At 64.1% G+C, this 16,356-nt stretch carries 14 protein-coding genes; 10 read left to right on the plus strand and 4 right to left on the minus strand.

All coding sequences use genetic code 11. From position 1 onward, the window contains the following. The first annotated feature begins 48 nt into the window (after nucleotides 1-48). The 3 genes from PVW46_RS06430 to PVW46_RS06440 all read left to right on the plus strand — a co-directional run bounded on the left by PVW46_RS06430 (nucleotide 49) and on the right by PVW46_RS06440 (nucleotide 2,755). Nucleotides 49-1,059 carry a branched-chain amino acid ABC transporter permease gene (locus PVW46_RS06430; RefSeq protein WP_043138956.1) on the plus strand — a complete coding sequence of 337 codons (1,011 nt, stop codon included), beginning with the start codon at nucleotides 49-51 and terminating at the stop codon, nucleotides 1,057-1,059. Next, complete coding sequence (locus tag PVW46_RS06435; RefSeq protein WP_069208334.1) at nucleotides 1,056-2,348, plus strand: branched-chain amino acid ABC transporter permease; 1,293 nt, start codon at nucleotides 1,056-1,058, stop codon at nucleotides 2,346-2,348. Before PVW46_RS06430 ends, PVW46_RS06435 begins: the two co-directional genes overlap by 4 nt. A 173-nt stretch (nucleotides 2,349-2,521) precedes the next feature. Further along, complete coding sequence (locus PVW46_RS06440) at nucleotides 2,522-2,755, plus strand: hypothetical protein (RefSeq protein WP_043138962.1); 234 nt, start codon at nucleotides 2,522-2,524, stop codon at nucleotides 2,753-2,755. Nucleotides 2,756-2,761: 6 nt separating this feature from the next. Here PVW46_RS06440 and PVW46_RS06445 read toward each other — a convergent pair whose 3' ends face one another. Continuing rightward, a complete protein-coding gene (locus PVW46_RS06445; protein ID WP_043138964.1) occupies nucleotides 2,762-3,382 on the minus strand; it encodes a helix-turn-helix domain-containing protein in 621 nt (206 codons plus the stop codon). 82 nt (nucleotides 3,383-3,464) lie between these two features. On the opposite strand from PVW46_RS06445, the gene PVW46_RS06450 reads away from it, so the two are divergent. From PVW46_RS06450 to PVW46_RS06480, 7 genes are all read left to right on the plus strand, one after another. Then, entirely contained in the window at nucleotides 3,465-4,988 is a 1,524-nt protein-coding gene (locus tag PVW46_RS06450; RefSeq protein WP_069208335.1) for a class I adenylate-forming enzyme family protein, read from the plus strand. 54 nt (nucleotides 4,989-5,042) lie between these two features. Continuing rightward, nucleotides 5,043-5,687, plus strand: a complete 645-nt coding sequence (locus PVW46_RS06455) for a DsbA family oxidoreductase (protein WP_069208336.1) — start codon at nucleotides 5,043-5,045, stop codon at nucleotides 5,685-5,687. Further along, nucleotides 5,684-6,052: a potassium channel family protein gene (locus PVW46_RS06460; protein ID WP_043138972.1), complete on the plus strand. Its 369-nt coding sequence runs from the start codon at nucleotides 5,684-5,686 to the stop codon at nucleotides 6,050-6,052. The genes PVW46_RS06455 and PVW46_RS06460 overlap by 4 nt, the downstream gene beginning before the upstream one ends. Before the next feature lie 142 nt (nucleotides 6,053-6,194). Next, the gene (locus PVW46_RS06465; RefSeq protein WP_069208382.1) at nucleotides 6,195-7,409 is read left to right on the plus strand and encodes a multidrug effflux MFS transporter; all 1,215 of its coding nucleotides are present in this window, start codon (nucleotides 6,195-6,197) and stop codon (nucleotides 7,407-7,409) included. A gap of 165 nt (nucleotides 7,410-7,574) precedes the next feature. Then, nucleotides 7,575-8,789: an NADP-dependent isocitrate dehydrogenase gene (locus tag PVW46_RS06470; protein WP_069208337.1), complete on the plus strand. Its 1,215-nt coding sequence runs from the start codon at nucleotides 7,575-7,577 to the stop codon at nucleotides 8,787-8,789. 89 nt (nucleotides 8,790-8,878) lie between these two features. Further along, nucleotides 8,879-9,499 carry a YitT family protein gene (locus PVW46_RS06475; protein ID WP_069208338.1) on the plus strand — a complete coding sequence of 207 codons (621 nt, stop codon included), beginning with the start codon at nucleotides 8,879-8,881 and terminating at the stop codon, nucleotides 9,497-9,499. A 227-nt stretch (nucleotides 9,500-9,726) separates the two neighbouring features. Continuing rightward, on the plus strand, nucleotides 9,727-11,253 hold the full coding sequence (locus tag PVW46_RS06480) for a peptidoglycan-binding protein (protein ID WP_069208339.1): 1,527 nt from the start codon (nucleotides 9,727-9,729) through the stop codon (nucleotides 11,251-11,253). Between the two features lie 90 nt (nucleotides 11,254-11,343). Here PVW46_RS06480 and PVW46_RS06485 read toward each other — a convergent pair whose 3' ends face one another. The 3 genes from PVW46_RS06485 to PVW46_RS06495 all read right to left on the minus strand — a co-directional run bounded on the left by PVW46_RS06485 (nucleotide 11,344) and on the right by PVW46_RS06495 (nucleotide 16,034). Beyond that, nucleotides 11,344-11,598 carry a hypothetical protein gene (locus PVW46_RS06485; protein ID WP_043138980.1) on the minus strand — a complete coding sequence of 85 codons (255 nt, stop codon included), beginning with the start codon at nucleotides 11,596-11,598 and terminating at the stop codon, nucleotides 11,344-11,346. A gap of 474 nt (nucleotides 11,599-12,072) precedes the next feature. Beyond that, on the minus strand, nucleotides 12,073-12,363 hold the full coding sequence (locus PVW46_RS06490) for a hypothetical protein (RefSeq protein WP_069208340.1): 291 nt from the start codon (nucleotides 12,361-12,363) through the stop codon (nucleotides 12,073-12,075). 11 nt (nucleotides 12,364-12,374) lie between these two features. Beyond that, nucleotides 12,375-16,034: a vitamin B12-dependent ribonucleotide reductase gene (locus PVW46_RS06495; RefSeq protein WP_069208341.1), complete on the minus strand. Its 3,660-nt coding sequence runs from the start codon at nucleotides 16,032-16,034 to the stop codon at nucleotides 12,375-12,377. Between the last annotated feature and the right edge of the window lie 322 nt (nucleotides 16,035-16,356).

Consider the following 16,356-nt stretch of genomic DNA (forward strand, 5'->3'; position numbering starts at 1 on the left):
AAGAGCCGCCGGGCCAACCGCGCGGCCGACCAACGAGGGCAACGACTGATGGATTTTCTCAACGCCATCGTGGCGCTATCCAACTTCGTGATCATCCCGGCGATGGCCTATGGCAGCCAGCTGGCGCTTGGTGCGCTGGGGGTCACGCTGATCTATGGCATCCTGCGATTTTCGAACTTCGCGCATGGCGACACGATGGCCTTTGGCACGATGGTGGTGATCCTCTTCACCTGGCTGTTCCAGTCCTGGGGCATCAGCCTGGGGCCGCTGCCGACCGCGCTATTGGCGATCCCCTTCGGCATCGCGGGCACCGCCGCGCTGGTCCTGATCACCGATCGGGGCATCTATCGCTTCTACCGGGGGCAAAAGGCGAAACCGGTGGTTTTTGTGATCGTCTCGATCGGGGTGATGTTCATCTATAACGGGCTGACACGGTTTATCCTGGGCGCCGATGACCAGCGCTTTGCCGATGGCGAGCGGTTCATCATCAATGCCCGCGAATTCAAGGAGATGACCGGGCTGGACGAGGGGCTGGGGATCAAGACCACGCAGGGTCTGACCGTGGTGACGGCGGTGATCGTCGTGGCGCTGCTGTTCTGGTTCCTCAACCGCACCCGCACCGGCAAGTCGATGCGCGCCTATTCCGACAACGAGGACCTGGCGCTGCTGTCAGGCATCAACCCGGAACGGGTCGTCATGGTGACATGGCTGATCGTGGCCGCACTGATCACCGTGGCGGGCACACTTTACGGGCTGGACAAGTCGTACAAGCCCTTCACCTATTTCCAGCTGCTGCTGCCGATCTTCGCCTCGGCCATCGTCGGCGGCCTTGGCAGCCCGCTAGGCGCCATCGCGGGCGGGTTCGTCATTGCCTTTTCCGAGGTGGCGATCACCTACGCCTGGAAAAAGGTGCTGGTCTACCTGATGCCAGAGGCGCTGGAGCCTTCCGGCCTCGTCCAACTCATGGCCACGGAATACAAGTTCGCGGTCAGCTTCATGATCCTCGTGGTGGTGCTGCTCTTCAAGCCCACGGGCCTGTTCAAGGGGAAATCGGTATGAGCCAGTCGATCCGCACATACGCGCTGTTCGCGCTCGTCGCCCTGCTGATCATCGGTACGGGTCTGCTGCAGGGCTGGGACCTTGCGCTGGTGATCCTGAACATGGGGCTGGTCAGCGCGATCATGTCGTTGGGGGTGAACCTGCAATGGGGCATCGCCGGGCTGTTCAACGTCGGTGTCATGGGCTTTGTCGCGCTTGGCGGCATGGCGGTGGTCCTGGCCTCCGTCGATCCGGTCGAAGAGGCCTGGGCCGCGGGCGGCGCCCGTGCGATCCTGGCATTGGTGCTGGGCGCGGCGACCATCGTCGCCACCGTCCTGGCCTGGAAGAAAACAAAGAACCGCTGGCTGACCGCGGCCATCCTGATCGCGGGATTCGTGGTGTACCGGATGGTGCGCGATCCGGGCGTTGACGCCATCGAGGCGGTCAACCCGGCGGGCACCGGCTTTCTCGGCGGTCTGGGCCTGCCGGTGGTGATCGGCTGGATGGTCGGCGGCCTTCTGGCGGCGGGCGCGGCCTGGATCATCGGCAAGACGGCCCTGGGCCTGCGCTCGGACTACCTGGCCATCGCGACCCTGGGCATCTCCGAGATCATCATCGCCATCATGAAGAACGAGGAATGGCTGACACGGGGCGTCAAGAACGTCACCGGCCTGCCGCGCCCGGTGCCCGATGCCATCGACCTGCAGAACGACCCGGGCTTTGTCGAACGCGCCGCAAGCATAGGGATGGACCCGACCGCCGCTTCGACCCTTTACATCAAGATCGGCTATGGACTGATGTTCGCGGCCGTTCTGATCATCCTTTTGGTGCTGGCACAGCTTGCGCTGAACTCGCCCTGGGGACGGATGATGCGGGCGATCCGCGACAACGAGACCTCGGCCCGCGCGATGGGCAAGGATGTCACCTTCCGCCACCTGCAGGTCTTTATCCTCGGGTCTGCCATCTGCGGCATCGCCGGCGCCATGATGACCACTCTGGACGGCCAGTTGATCCCGACCTCGTACCAACCGCTGCGCTATACCTTCCTGATCTGGGTGATGGTGATCGTCGGTGGGTCCGGCAACAACCTGGGCGCGGTTCTGGGCGGTTTCCTGATCTGGTTCCTCTGGGTCCAGGTCGAGGTGCTGGGCCCCGGTTTCATGACCTGGATCACTGGCGCGCTGCCGGACGACTCCGGCCTCAAGGAACACCTGCTGGACAGCGTGCAGCACATGCGCCTGCTGACGATGGGGGTGATCCTGCTGCTGGTCCTGCGCTTCTCTCCGCGTGGCTTGCTGCCGGAACGCTGAGGCGCCTTATTCGTCGGAAACGGGCCCGTGCCGGCTGGCGCGGGCCTTTCCTTTTGCCGCAACGCCAAAAGGCCCCAATGCTAAAGTCGTAGGACCTGCGGCAGCCTGACCACTTCCGCACCGTCACGAAAAAGATACATTTCATATTTGGCGGACACGAAGGAGTGACCAAGATGGACTGGCACGAACTTTCAGCCAACTGGGACAGCATGTTTGGCAAACTCAAACGCCGCTTTCCCGCGATCGACCGGAACCGCCTGTCAGAGGCGCCCCGGGATCGGCGGGTGCTGACCCATCATATCGCGGACATGCATGAACTGACCCTGCACGAGGCGCGCGACGCCCTGGAGGAATTCATGGATCGCGAGGATCTGGCCCGGCGGGCGAGCGAACTCGAAAGCCGCTGACGTCGCTCAGGCCAGCGAGGTCACCCAGAGGATCGTCGCATCCTCGGGCGAAACCGAAACGACGTTATGTCCCATCGTGGCGTCGTAATAGGCGCTGTCGCCGCGCTTCATCTCGATGGGTTCGTAGAACTCGGTGTACAGCGTCACGACGCCGGTCAGGACAAAGAGGAACTCCTCTCCGTCGTGGCGCACCCAGCCGTCGAATTCCTCCATGCTGCGCGCGCGGACGCGGGCACGGTAGGGCAGCATCTTTTTCCGGGTCAGCGTCTCGGCCAGCAGGTCGTGTTCATAGGTGGCTGTCGCGTGGCTCTGCCCCTCGCCCGAACGCGTCACGACCATGCGGCCATTGACCTTGTCCTGCTGCGGCGGCGTGAACAGCTGCGGCACGGTGATTTCCAGCCCCACGGCCAGCTTCTTGAGCGCGTCGTAGGTAGGCGACATCTGCCCGTTCTCGATCTTGGACAGGGTGGACCGTGCCAGCCCGGCCTGCCGCGCTGCCTGCTCCAGCGTCCAGTTCCGCTCCTTGCGCAATTCGCGCACGCGCTGGCCAAGGTCGAGCGGCTCGGCCTGGGGTGTCTCGCCACTGTCACGGGCGATGCTGATGAGGGATTTCGGATCTCGCGACATGGGGTCCTGCTATAGGCCCCGCCCCCTCCATGTGCAAGCGCCCCTCTTGCAGGTCCTCGCGCCGCGGTCTAGGCGATGAGCCATGACCCTGGATGCCTCGCTTTTCGACGAGGGGCGCTATGCCCCCTGCCCCGCACCGTTTAACCTGGCCGCGCATGTGCTGACGGCGGGAGAGACCACGCCCGACAAGATAGCCTTGTCGGTGGTCAAACCCTCGGGCGCACAGCGCTGGTCCTATGGGCGCCTGATCGCTGCCGTGCGCGGCACCGCAACCGGCCTGTTGCAGGCCGGGCTGGAACCGGGGGACATCCTGCTGATGCGGTTGGGAAACACGGTGGATTTCCCGATCGCCTACTTGGGTGCGATCGCAGCCGGCGTGGTGCCGGTGCCGACATCGTCGCAGCTGACCGCGCCGGAAGTGACCAAGATCATCGATCATCTTGCACCAAAGGCCATTCTTCGCGCCGAAAACGTCCCATGCCCGGAGACCGATCTGCCGGTTCTCGGGCCGGAGACCTACGAGGCCTGGCACGATCTGCCGCCTGCGGACTACCAGATGGGGGATCCGGATCGGCTGGCCTATATCATCTACACCTCTGGGACGTCCGGCACGCCCCGTGCCGTGGGCCATGCCCACCGCGCGATCTGGGCGCGGCAGATGATGATGGACGGCTGGTATGGCCTCCGCACCGAGGACCGGCTGCTGCACGCGGGGGCCTTCAACTGGACCTACACGCTGGGCACCGGGTTGATGGACCCCTGGACAAGGGGCGCCACGGCGCTGATCCCGGCGGCGGGCACCGATCCGGCGCAACTGGCGTTGCTGATGAAACGCTTCGAGGCGACGATTTTTGCTGCCGCGCCGGGTGTCTTTCGCCAGGTCCTGAAATTCCCCGTGCCCGAGATGCCCGCCCTGCGTCACACGCTGGCCGCTGGTGAGAAACTGTCCGAGGCGCTGCGGGACCGCTGGCGCGAGGCCACGGGAACCGAGATCTACGAGGCCTACGGCATGTCGGAATGTTCCACCTTCATCTCGTCGGCACCCGGACGACCAGCCCTTCCCGGCACGCTGGGCCGGCCCCAGGTGGGCCGCCGGGTCGCGATCCTGGGCGATGACGGCGCACCGGTCCCCCTGGACAGCGAAGGCACCATCGCCATCGACCGCAACGATCCCGGCCTGATGCTGCGCTATGTCGGTGCCCCCGAGGCAACCGCCGAAAAATTCAGCGGTGACTGGTATCTGACCGGCGACCGGGGCGCGATGGACGGCGACGGGCATATCACCTACCTGGGCCGCGACGACGACATGATGAACGCGGGCGGCTATCGCGTGTCTCCGCTGGAGGTCGAGGCGGCGCTGGCCGGCCTGCCGGGGGTGATTGAACTGGCGGTCACGGATATCGCGGTCAAGGAAGACGTGCGCATCGTCGCCGCCTTCTACACCGCCGAGGCAGAGCTGGACGAAGAGGTACTGAAATCCGCAGCCTCCGAACGGCTGGCGCGCTACAAGTGCCCGCGCACCTTTGTCCGCATCGACGCGCTGCCGCGCAATCCGAACGGTAAACTGCAACGCAAGGCGCTCAAGGATCACGTTCTGAACGGCTAAGGGCAATCGCCCCCGCCGGACAACCCGTGTATGCAGGAGCCCAGGGAGGCTATCATGATCCAGCTCGACATCTTTTCCGACCCGATCTGCCCCTGGTGCTATATCGGCAAGGCCTACCTTGACCGCGCACTGGAGGCGAACCCGGACCATCCGTTCCAGGTCCGCTGGCTGCCTTTCATGCTGAACCCGGAGATGCCCGCCGCCGGCATGGACCGGCGCGCCTACCTCGAAGGCAAGTTCGGCGGACAGGAGGGCGCCGTGCAGGCCTATCTACCGGTCGAGGAACACGCGGCCAAAGCCGGCGTGACCATGCACCTGGACCGGATCGAAAAGACGCCGAACACGATTGATGCCCATCGGCTGATCCACTGGGCGGGGATCGAGGGGCGGCAGACGCCCATCGTGGCCGGCCTGTTCCGGGCCTATTTCGTCGAGGGCCGCGACATCGGCGATGCAGAGGTGCTGGCCGACGTTGCCGACAGCCACGGCATGGACGCAAGCCTGGTCCTGCGCCTGCTGGCCTCGGAGGAGGACCGGCGCGAGATCGTGGAACGTGACGCGGCAGCGCGCGGCATGGGCATCAACTCGGTCCCGACCTTCATCGTTGCAGGCCAGCATGCGGTCCCCGGCGCGCAGCCGCCCGAGTTGTGGTCCCGGGTGATCGAGGAACTGCGCACTGGCGCCGCCCCCGAAGCATGACGCGGCTGCGCTTTCTGACGCTTGCGCTGACGCTGGCGGGGATCATCGCGGCCGGGACGGTATTTTTCCGCCTGGTCGAGGGCTGGTCCTGGCTCGATTCCTATTTCTTCTCGGTCGTGACGCTATCGACGGTCGGCTATGGCGAACTGGTGCCGCAAACACCTGCGGGCAAGATCGGAACCACTGTCTTCATCCTGCTGGGACTGGGGGTCTTTGCCGTGGCCATCCAGCAGTTCGGCGTCTTTGCCATGCGCAAACGCGAGGAACACACCGAATGGCTGATCGCGCGGCTGGGCAGCGACGCGGACCCGGCCAACCGGGATGACTCGCCTGACAGCGACGAAGAGGTGTCGAGGAACCCGTAGTTTCCCGCTCCGGGTGCATAAACGGCCTCCAGTCTGTGCGCCAGCTCACCGAACTTGGTCTTTCAATCAGTGACCGTTCGGATATAGCTGGATGTTCGAGAAAGGGCGTTTTGGCCCCTTTTTCCCGTGTGCCGAGGTTTCCATGTCAAGTCTTCCCAGTAGAGGCGAGTTCATCGCCATCGTTGCGATGCTTTTTGCCAGCATTGCCTTTTCCATCGACGCCATGCTGCCCGCTTTTCCCGAGCTGACGGCGCAGTTCTCGCCCGACGATCCGAACCGGGTGCCGCTTATCGTCACGATCTTCATGCTGGGCATGGGATTGGGCACTTTCTTTACCGGGCCGCTCTCGGATGCTTTCGGGCGCAAGACCGTGGTCCTTGGGACTGCTGCGCTCTACATCCTGTCGGCCCTCGGAGCCCTGTTGGCACATAGCCTGGAAATGCTGCTGGTCGCGCGCTTCATGCAGGGGTTGGGCGCTGCCGGGCCGCGCGTTGTGGCGCTGGCTATCGTGCGTGACCTCTATGCGGGACGGGCGATGGCGCGGATCATGTCCTTTGTCATGGTCATCTTCACCATCGTTCCCGCGCTTGCCCCGACGCTGGGGGCCGGCCTGATCTGGGTCGGCGGCTGGCACGCGGTGTTCTGGGCCTTTGCGATCTTTGCCACGCTGTCCAGCGGCTGGCTGGCACTGCGCCTGCCCGAAACGCTGGCCCCCGAGGATCGGCGCCCCTTCCGCTTTGGCGCCCTCAGCGAGGCCCTTCGTGAGATGGTGTCCCATCAGGTCGTCCGGCAGTCCATGATCGCCCAGATGCTGTGCTTTGGGGCCCTGGTGGTGATGATCTCGAACATCCAGCCGATCTACGACGCCTTCTTTGACCGGGCCGGCAGCTTTCCCCTGTGGTTCGGCGGCATCGCCATCATTTCAGCCTCGGCCAGCCTGTTGAACGCGGCGCTCGTGATGAAGGTCGGCATGCGCAAGATGGTGACCATCGTCCTGACGGTCGAGGTCATTCTGAGCGCGGCGATGACGCTGGTCCTGCTTGGCGGCGTCGAAGGGACCGCGCTCTTTGCCTGCTTCGTTCTCTGGCAGACCTCGATCTTCTTCATGGTCGGGTTGACGATGGGCAATCTCAACGCCCTGGGGATGGAACCGATGGGCCATATCGCCGGGCTGGCCGCCTCTGTCATGGGAGCCCTCGGCACGGTCGGGGCTGTCATCCTTGCGGTACCGGTCGGGCTGGCTTTTGACGGCACTCCCCTGCCGGTCGTCGCCGGGATCCTGGTCTTTCTGATCGGTGCACTCTGGATCATGTCCCGCATGGCCAGCCGTGAAGAGATGCAACAGCCGGCTGAATGAGCCCCACCACCACCACCTCATCGCCGCCCGATTGGGCGGCGATCCTGTTTCGTCCCAAGCTCACCTGACGAAATCCCCTATCCGTCTCCTCGGGGCATTGGTCCCCCGGGTGGTGATCAGCTAGAGAGGCAGGGAACTGCCGCCAGCCAGCATGGGAATCGTAGGATGACGAAGATCAAGGTCGACAATCCGATCGTCGAGATGGACGGGGACGAGATGACCCGCATCATGTGGGATTTCATCAAGCAGAAGCTGATCCTGCCCTACCTGGACCTCGACCTGCTGTACTACGATCTGGGGATCGAGGAACGCGACCGGACCGAGGACCAGATCACCATCGACGCCGCCGAAAAGACCAAGGAGGTCGGCGTGGCCGTCAAATGCGCCACGATCACCCCGGACGAACAGCGCGTCGAGGAATTCGGCCTGAAAAAGATGTGGAAATCGCCCAACGGGACGATCCGAAACATCCTGGGCGGCGTGGTGTTCCGGCAGCCGATCATCTGCCGCAACGTGCCGCGCCTCGTGCCCGGCTGGACCTCTCCCATCGTGGTCGGGCGCCATGCCTTCGGCGACCAGTACAAGGCCACGGATTTCCATTTCCCCGGCGCCGGCAAGCTGACCATGAAATGGGAAGGCGCCGACGGCGAGGTGATCGAGCGCGAGGTCTACGACGCGCCGGACGCGGGCGTCTACATGGGCATGTACAACCAGGACGCCTCGATCCGCGATTTCGCCCGAGCCTCGCTGAACTACGGCCTGAACCTGGGCTGGCCGGTCTACCTGTCCACCAAGAACACCATCCTCAAGGCCTATGACGGCCGGTTCAAGGATCTCTTCCAGGAGGTCTACGAGGCCGAGTTCGAGGAAAAGTTCAAGGAAAAGGGCATCTGGTACGAACATCGCCTGATCGACGACATGGTGGCCTGTGCCTTGAAATGGAACGGGAAATTCGTCTGGGCCTGCAAGAACTACGACGGCGACGTGCAGTCGGACACCGTGGCCCAGGGCTTTGGCAGCCTTGGCATGATGACCAGCCAGCTGATGACGCCCGATGGCAAGATCGTCGAGGCAGAGGCGGCGCATGGCACCGTCACCCGCCACTACCGCCAGCACCAGGCCGGGCAGTCGACCTCGACCAACTCGATCGCCTCGATCTACGCCTGGACCGGCGGTTTGAAGCACCGCGCCAAGCTCGACCAGAACGTCGCCCTGCGGGCCTTTGCCGAAACCTTGGAGCGCGTGATCGTCGAGACCGTCGAGGCCGGACACATGACCAAGGACCTGGCGCTGCTGGTCGGTCCCGACCAGGGCTGGCTGACCACGATGGGTTTCCTCGAAAAGATCGACGAGAACCTCAACAAAGCATTGGCGGGCTGACGCCCGATTGATCAGCAAGTGCTGCGGGCGCGGGGGGATCTGCGCCCGTCAAACTTGCCAAAGGCGATGCCGGCGGGCATCGGACATGCATGACCCTTCTGTCCCAGCCCCCAGCCGACCGTCACAGCCTTTGGGAAGATGCGCTGGGGCTGGTCGTGGGCACCTGCATAATGGCGCTGGCGGTCATGTTCCTGACATCCAGCGCGCTGATCACCGGACAGATCGCGGGCCTGTCGCTGATCGTCAGCTACGCGGCAGGCTGGTCCTTTGGCGCCGTCTTCTTTGTGCTGAACCTGCCGTTCTACATTCTGGCCGTGCGGCAGATGGGATGGCGCTTTACCCTGCGCACCTTTGCGGCCGTCGGCCTCTTGTCGCTGCAAACAGAATTTCTGCCCACTGTCCTGCGGCTGGAGCCGATCCATCCGTTGGTCAGCGCCGTGCTCTTTGGCCTTCTGGCGGGACTGGGGCTGATCGTGCTGTTCCGGCACGGAGCGACGCTGGGCGGCGTGGGAATCGTGGCGCTGTGGCTGCAGGATACGCGCGGCATTCCTGCGGGAAACGTCCAACTGGGGTTTGATCTCTGTGTATTTGTCCTGGCTCTGGCGATCTTTGACTGGTTGACGGTGGCTGTGTCCCTGACAGGTGCAGTGATCCTGAACCTCATGGTGACGATCAATCACCGACGCGACCGATACGTGGCCCGATCCTGACCCACGGCATCGCCAGATTCCTCGAAAATTATTTTATTTCAATCGGTTGTCGCCTGAACCTCAACCGCCGCCCCCACCCGAAACCGGCCACCGGGCCACGACCGGGTGGCAAAAGGGTTGCACCGCTGCTGCACCAATCCCCGGCAAACCCATAGTCGGCTTGGAAAAAACCGCCCCAAGGGGCTATGTCTTGGTGTGCTGCCACGCGACAGGTTCCGGAGACCCTTATGAAATCTGCTCTTCTTTCCCGTTCCCTCCTGCCCGCGCTTCTTGCCTGCGCTGCCCTTGGGCCCAACGCCGGACAGGCGGGCGAAATCACCTCGCAGAGCGGCACCCATTTCAATTGCGCCGCCACGCTCTCGGGTGAGATCCTGCCAGGCGACCTCGACAAGATCCGCGCGATGGACCTGCGCAGCTTTGGCAACGGAGAGCGTCCGCTCTGCCTCGACAGTTCCGGCGGGTCCTTCGGAGAAAGCCTGAAGATCGCCGATTTCCTGCATGAGCGCGGCATTCCCACCGCTGTCGATGACGGGGCGGAATGTCTGAACGCCTGCGCGCTGGTCTTGCTGGGGGGCAGCCGCCTGACGCGCGACGCGGGGCCGGTGCCGAACAAGCGGATGCATCTGAACGCCACGCTGGCCTTTGGCAGCCCGGCACATGCGCTGGCGGAACAGGACTATGCGGCGCAGGATATGTCTGCGGTCTACGGCTCTGCCCTTCGCGCGGCCAGCGAACTGACCGCGCGCCTCGACCAGCTGAACATGCCCGCCGATTTCGCCGCGCAGGTGCTGGCGCTGACAGACAGCGACATGCTGGTGGTCGACCGGGTCGACCAGGCCCGCGCCCTGGGCCTGCAACTCGAAGGGTTCGAAGCCCCAAGCAGCCTGAGCGACACGATGGTCACGCGCTCCTGCATTCAGACCAACCCGGATTTCGACCCGGATCGGACCAGCCCGGGGCGATCCGTCTACGACCATCGCGTGCTGCGCGAGCAGGGCGCGACGGCACATCGCAAGGCCACATACGTCGTCGAGGCGATCATTGACGGCGTGCCGTCCTGGCTGGGCTGCCAGGTCGAGCTGAACACGGCCCCGCCCGCCGAAGGGCAAACCGCCGCCGCCCTGCGCCTGCGCACCAGCCCCGACTGGACTTCGGGCGGCAATCCGACGCTGTTCCAGGTGCACAAGGCGCTGCTGCCACAGGACTGGACTGGCGTACCCTTCCGCGATTTCTGGAAACTGATCCCCGAGAACCAGACCCTTGCCGACGCGCGCAAGATGACGGCCCCCGACGCCAGTTCCTCGATCATCGTGTCACCCGTGCGCAACCTGCCGGCAACCACGCTGGGCACCGAAGCCGCGCTTGGCCTGCTGTTCGACGACCGGCAAGAAGTTCAGAACCGCCTGACGCTGCTGGGGTTCGACACCCGTGGCGCGGACGGTATCTTTGGCCCCGGCACCCGGGACGCGTTGCGCGAATGGCAGCGCAACAACGGGCTGGAGCCGACCGGTTTCCTCGATGGTGCGCAGCTGGACATGCTGAACCGTCAGAGCGACTCGCTCTATGCCGTCTTCGCCGAAGAACAGCGGCGCGAGGAAGAAGAGCAGGAGCGCCTGCGCAACGCCCCTGCCCCGGTCTTCAACCCGCCGGCCTCGGCTGCGGCGCCCGCACCGGAACCACAGGGCCAGCGCGTGCGGGTCTGCCAGCGGACGGTCTTTGGCGAACTGGTGAACTGCCGGATCGAATTCCGCTGACCCGCTGACCTGCAACGAAAAACGCGCGGCGACCAGGGGCCGCCGCGCGCCGATGTCATGCCCCGGGGACAGGGGCATGTGTCACACCGTTTAGGCGTCGTCCGCCGGGATCAGCCCGTCGGCGCGGGCCGTGTCCAGCTCTTCGGCGCTCAGCAGACCATCGCCATCGGCATCCGCCTGAGTATAGTCGTCCTGCGAGACGTCCGGGTACATGACCTGCACCTCTTCCAGCGACACCATGCCGTCACCGTCGGTGTCGAGCGCCATGTCGCCCTCCATGTCCTGCGCAAAGGCGGGAAGGGTGAACAGGGCCAGGACGGCGCCGGTCAGGATCTGCGTTTTCATTGTCTTTCCTCCATGAGTGGTTGGTTGGAAGTGAGCCAAACATGGGGCGCATTTTTCGCCGCTGCGAGGGCCTGCGGTCAGGACGGCGAAAACGCGCGGCGGACTGCCGGAAACGCTGCTTCGCACAGGCGGACCTCGGCCTGTGCGAAAGCACGGGCGGGACCCCGCAAACCGCGCCTGCCCATTCCGGCGTGACACCGCCGAGGGACACGTTTCGGGGCCATTGGCGGGAACCTGCCGCGCCGTTTTCAGGGAAAGGAAAGGGGGCGTCCCTTTGGGGAAGGGACGCCCCGAGTTTCGCGTACAAGGCTCATCTGATTCACCGCCCGTGTCTTTTCTGCCTGCGGCCTTGTCAGCGTCTGGGGCCAGCGCACCGGCCCCTGGAACGGATGGCGGGACGGGACTCCCTGACCACCCTAACCACGCGGGGTCACTGGCAACGTGTCCCCGCATCACCCCCCCAGGGGTGTCTCTTCAGGCGCTCCGCCGATCCTCGACCGGCAGGGCGCCAAGCGTCCGGAAATAGGCGATGCCCGTGGTCATGTCGAAGCGGTGGACCGTCAGGTCGAACCCGCGGCCGTCATGCGCGATGGCCCTCAGGGGCGCCTCGCTGCGCATTGCCGTCCCGATGAACCGCGTCGGCATCGCAAAGGACCCGGCGCCGCGGTGATCCGGTCCGTCCGGGATCACGTTGACCGTGAGGGTCATGGGATCGCTGAGAATGCCATCCCATTCGAGCACGCAGTCCATCCGGAAGGACGCCATCGTTCTGCTCCTCAGCTGCAGCCGCTCGTCGCGCCGCAGGTGTTGCACTTCATGCAGGTGCCGTTGCGCACCAGCGTGTAGTTGCCGCATTCGCCGCAGGCTTCGCCTTCGTAGCCCTGCATCTTGGCCTTGGTGACCGCCGTCATGGCCATCGCCGAGGAGGCAGAGCCGCCGGACTTCGGCCCTGCCGCCGTGGCGGGCACAAGGCTGCGCAGCACCTGGTCGGGGTCGGTGCCCGCTTCCAGCGCCACAGTCGCCTGACCGCCTTGCAGGACAATCAGCTCCTGCGGCAGACGCTTGCGCAGGTAGCCGGTCGAGCTGATCTGCTTCAGCACTTCCAGGCTGCGGCTGGCTGCGGTTTCCGACAGTTCCTTGACGTTCGACACGCCCTCTTCCTCGCCCCGGCCAAGGTCGTCAAAGCTGGCGCCCTCGGGTTTGACATGGGCCAGGTCGGTGCGGTCCAGGTAGGACACGGCCAGTTCGCGGAAGATGTAATCGAGGATCGAGGTCGCGTTCTTGATCGAATCGTTGCCCTGCACCATGCCCGCCGGTTCGAACTTGGTGAAGGTGAAGGCATCGACGAATTCCTCCAGCGGCACACCGTATTGCAGGCCGACCGAAACGGCGATGGCGAAGTTGTTCATCATCGCACGGAAGCCGGCGCCTTCCTTGTGCATGTCGATGAAGATCTCGCCAAGGTTGCCGTCCTCGTATTCACCGGTGCGCAGGTAGACCTTGTGCCCGCCGACGATGGCCTTTTGGGTATAACCCTTGCGGCGTTCCGGCATCTTGGTGCGGCCGGCGCGGGCCACTTCCTTGATCACGACCTTTTCGACGATCTTCTCGGCCAGAACCTGCGCCTTTTCGTGCTGCGATCCGCTTTCCAGGATCTCGGCAGCCTCGTCGTCGTCCTCGACCAGCGCGGCCGCCAGCGGCTGCGACAGTTTCGAACCGTCACGGTAGAGCGCGTTGGCCTTCACCCCCAGCGACCAGCTGAGTTCATAGGCCTTCTGGCAGTCCTCGATGGTCGCATCGTTGGGCATGTTGATCGTCTTCGAGATCGCGCCGGAGATGAAGCTTTGCGCCGCGGCCATCATGGTGATGTGGCTGTCGACCGAGAGGAAGCGCTTGCCCTTCTTGCCGCAGGGGTTGGCGCAGTCGAAGACCTTGAGGTGTTCCTCTTTCAGATGCGGCGCCCCTTCCAGGGTCATGGTCCCGCAAACGTGGTCGTTCGCCGCGTCGATGTCGGCCTTGGAGAAGCCCAGGTGACGCAGCAGGTCAAAGCTGGGATCGACCAGTTTTTCCGCCGGGATGCCCAGCACGTCGCGGCAGAACTCCTCGCCCAGCGTCCACTGGTTGAAGACGAAGCGGATGTCGAAGGCCGAGGCCAGCGCACTTTCCACCTTCTCGATCTGTGCCGGGCCGAACCCGTGGCCGACCAGCGCGGTGTGGTTGATGCCGGGCGCATTGCCCAGCGTCTGGTGGCCCACAGCGTAAGAGATGATCTCTTCGATCTGGCTGGAGGTATAGCCGAGGTTGTCCAGCGCACCAGGCACCGAGCGGTTGATGATCTTGAAGTAGCCGCCACCGGCGAGCTTCTTGAACTTCACCAGGGCAAAGTCGGGTTCGATGCCGGTGGTGTCGCAGTCCATGACCAGGCCGATGGTGCCGGTCGGCGCGATGACCGAGACCTGCGCGTTCCGATAGCCGTGCTTCTCGCCAAGGCTAAAGGCCTCGTCCCAGGCCGACATGGCCAGGTGCACAAGCGCCTCGTCCGGGCAATTCACCAGGTCCAGCGGGACCGGCTTCACCGCCAGGTTGTCATAGCCTTCCGAGGCGCCGTAGGCGGCGTTGCGGTGGTTCTTGATGACGCGCAGCATGTGATCGCGGTTGCGGGCATAGCCCGGGAAGGCCCCCAGCTCACCGGCGATTTCCGCCGAGGTTGCGTAGGACGTGCCGGTCATGATGGCGGTCAGCGCCCCGCAGAGTGCGCGGCCCTCGTCCGAGTCGTAGCCGTACCCCATGTTCATCAGCAGACCGCCGATGTTGGCATAGCCCAGGCCCAGCGTCCGGAAGTCATACGACAGCTGTGCGATTTCCTTCGAAGGGAACTGTGCCATCAGGACGGAGATTTCCAGCGTCAGCGTCCAGAGGCGCGTCGCGTGGATATAGCTTTCGGCGTCGAAACGGCCGTCCTTGAGGAAGGTCAGCAGGTTCATCGAAGCCAGGTTGCAGGCCGTATCGTCGAGGAACATGTACTCGGAACAGGGGTTCGAGCCACGGATTGCGCCATCTTCGGGGCAGGTGTGCCAGGCGTTGACGGTGTCGTGGAACTGGATGCCCGGATCGGCACAGGCCCAGGCAGCGTGGCCGACCTGTTCCCAGAGGTCGCGCGCCTTGACGGTCTTGGCGACCTTGCCGTCGGTGCGGCGGATCAGTTCCCAGTCGGTGTCATCCTTGACCGCCTTGAGGAAGGCATCGGTGACGCGGATCGAGTTGTTGGAATTCTGGCCCGAGACCGAGGCATAGGCTTCGGAGTCCCAATCCGTGTCATAGGTCGGGAACTCGATCGAGGCATAGCCCTGGCGTGCGTAGTCGAGCACGCGCTTGATGTAGGTCTCGGGGATCATGGCGCCCTTGGCCGCACGGATGGCCGCCTTCAGGGTCTCGTTGCTCTTGGGATCATATGCGTCGGCCTCTGCCCCGTCCCACGCGCGGATCGCGTCGAAGATCCCGTTCAGCATCTTTTCATGCATCTTCGAGCCGGCGACGATGGACGCCACCTTCTGCTCCTCGCGCACTTTCCAGTTGATGAACTCTTCGATGTCGGGGTGATCGGCGTCGCAAATCACCATCTTCGCTGCTCGACGGGTCGTTCCGCCGGATTTGATCGAGCCCGCGGCGCGGTCACCGATCTTGAGGAACCCCATCAGGCCGGAGGACTTGCCTCCGCCTGACAGCGCCTCGCCCTCGGCACGCAGGGAGGAGAAGTTCGTGCCGGTGCCAGAACCGTACTTGAACAGGCGCGCCTCGCGCACCCACAGATCCATGATACCACCTTCGTTCACCAGGTCGTCCTGAACCGACTGGATAAAGCAGGCGTGCGGCTGCGGGTGCTCATAAGCCGATTTCGACTTCACCAGCTTGCCGGTTTTGTAATCGACGTAGAAATGGCCCTGGCTGGGACCGTCGATGCCATAGGCCCAGTGCAGGCCGGTGTTGAACCACTGCGGGCTGTTCGGCGCGGCCATCTGGGTGGCCAGCATGAAACGCATCTCGTCGAAATAGGCCTGGGCGTCTTCCTCGGTGGTAAAGTATCCACCCTTCCAGCCCCAGTAGGTCCAGGCACCGGCCAGGCGGTCAAAGACCTGGCGTGCGCTGGTTTCGCCGGTGCGGGGCGTGTCCTTGGACGCCGGGACCGAGCGCCACAGGAATTCGGGCACGCCCTCTTCGGCGACGCGCTTCAGCTCGGTCGGCACGCCGGCCTTGCGAAAGTACTTCTGGGCGATGACGTCGCTGGCCACCTGGCTCCACCCTGCGGGCACTTCCAGCTGGTCGAGCGCAAAGACGGTGGTGCCGTCAGGGTTACGGATTTCCGACTTGGTGGTGACAAAGTCGACTTCGGCGTAAGCGTCCTGACCGGCCTTGGTGAATTTGCGTTCGATTTTCATCCCAGCTGCCCTTAAAGAGTGTCCCGTTATTTTCGTGCCGGTCGGTAAGGCAAAGGACAAAAGCACCCTCCCGCGGTTGCCACGCGGGCCGAGGTCCATGCCTCGTGTGAGTGTATGTTGTGCTTGTCTGTCCCTTGCCGCCGCCCACTATATCTAGTGGCTGTCCCGACCGGCCTGCACAAAATGGCCCCGACGGACCGGAGTCGTCAACGCGTTTTTTTACGATATCTACATATATTTTGTGTTGACCAAACGGCACCCCACTAGGGGCGGTATGAGGCTCCCGATTCATCCCGGATCTGTTAATAATTTCAGCTTTCGC

The organism is Mameliella sp. AT18 (assembly GCF_028807275.1).
Lineage (GTDB): Bacteria > Pseudomonadota > Alphaproteobacteria > Rhodobacterales > Rhodobacteraceae > Antarctobacter > Antarctobacter albus.

What these genes read in the sequence shown, in the direction of transcription:
- PVW46_RS06460 (WP_043138972.1), top strand. Translation starts at nt 5,684, where the DNA reads ATGACGCGGCTGCGCTTTCTGACGCTTGCGCTGACGCTGGCGGGGATC.
- PVW46_RS06465 (WP_069208382.1), top strand. Translation starts at nt 6,195, where the DNA reads ATGTCAAGTCTTCCCAGTAGAGGCGAGTTCATCGCCATCGTTGCGATG.
- PVW46_RS06470 (WP_069208337.1), top strand. Translation starts at nt 7,575, where the DNA reads ATGACGAAGATCAAGGTCGACAATCCGATCGTCGAGATGGACGGGGAC.
- PVW46_RS06485 (WP_043138980.1), bottom strand. Translation starts at nt 11,598, where the DNA reads ATGAAAACGCAGATCCTGACCGGCGCCGTCCTGGCCCTGTTCACCCTT.
- PVW46_RS06450 (WP_069208335.1), top strand. Translation starts at nt 3,465, where the DNA reads ATGACCCTGGATGCCTCGCTTTTCGACGAGGGGCGCTATGCCCCCTGC.
- PVW46_RS06440 (WP_043138962.1), top strand. Translation starts at nt 2,522, where the DNA reads ATGGACTGGCACGAACTTTCAGCCAACTGGGACAGCATGTTTGGCAAA.
- PVW46_RS06455 (WP_069208336.1), top strand. Translation starts at nt 5,043, where the DNA reads ATGATCCAGCTCGACATCTTTTCCGACCCGATCTGCCCCTGGTGCTAT.
- PVW46_RS06475 (WP_069208338.1), top strand. Translation starts at nt 8,879, where the DNA reads ATGACCCTTCTGTCCCAGCCCCCAGCCGACCGTCACAGCCTTTGGGAA.
- PVW46_RS06480 (WP_069208339.1), top strand. Translation starts at nt 9,727, where the DNA reads ATGAAATCTGCTCTTCTTTCCCGTTCCCTCCTGCCCGCGCTTCTTGCC.
- PVW46_RS06445 (WP_043138964.1), bottom strand. Translation starts at nt 3,382, where the DNA reads ATGTCGCGAGATCCGAAATCCCTCATCAGCATCGCCCGTGACAGTGGC.
- PVW46_RS06495 (WP_069208341.1), bottom strand. Translation starts at nt 16,034, where the DNA reads ATGAAAATCGAACGCAAATTCACCAAGGCCGGTCAGGACGCTTACGCC.
- PVW46_RS06430 (WP_043138956.1), top strand. Translation starts at nt 49, where the DNA reads ATGGATTTTCTCAACGCCATCGTGGCGCTATCCAACTTCGTGATCATC.
- PVW46_RS06435 (WP_069208334.1), top strand. Translation starts at nt 1,056, where the DNA reads ATGAGCCAGTCGATCCGCACATACGCGCTGTTCGCGCTCGTCGCCCTG.
- PVW46_RS06490 (WP_069208340.1), bottom strand. Translation starts at nt 12,363, where the DNA reads ATGGCGTCCTTCCGGATGGACTGCGTGCTCGAATGGGATGGCATTCTC.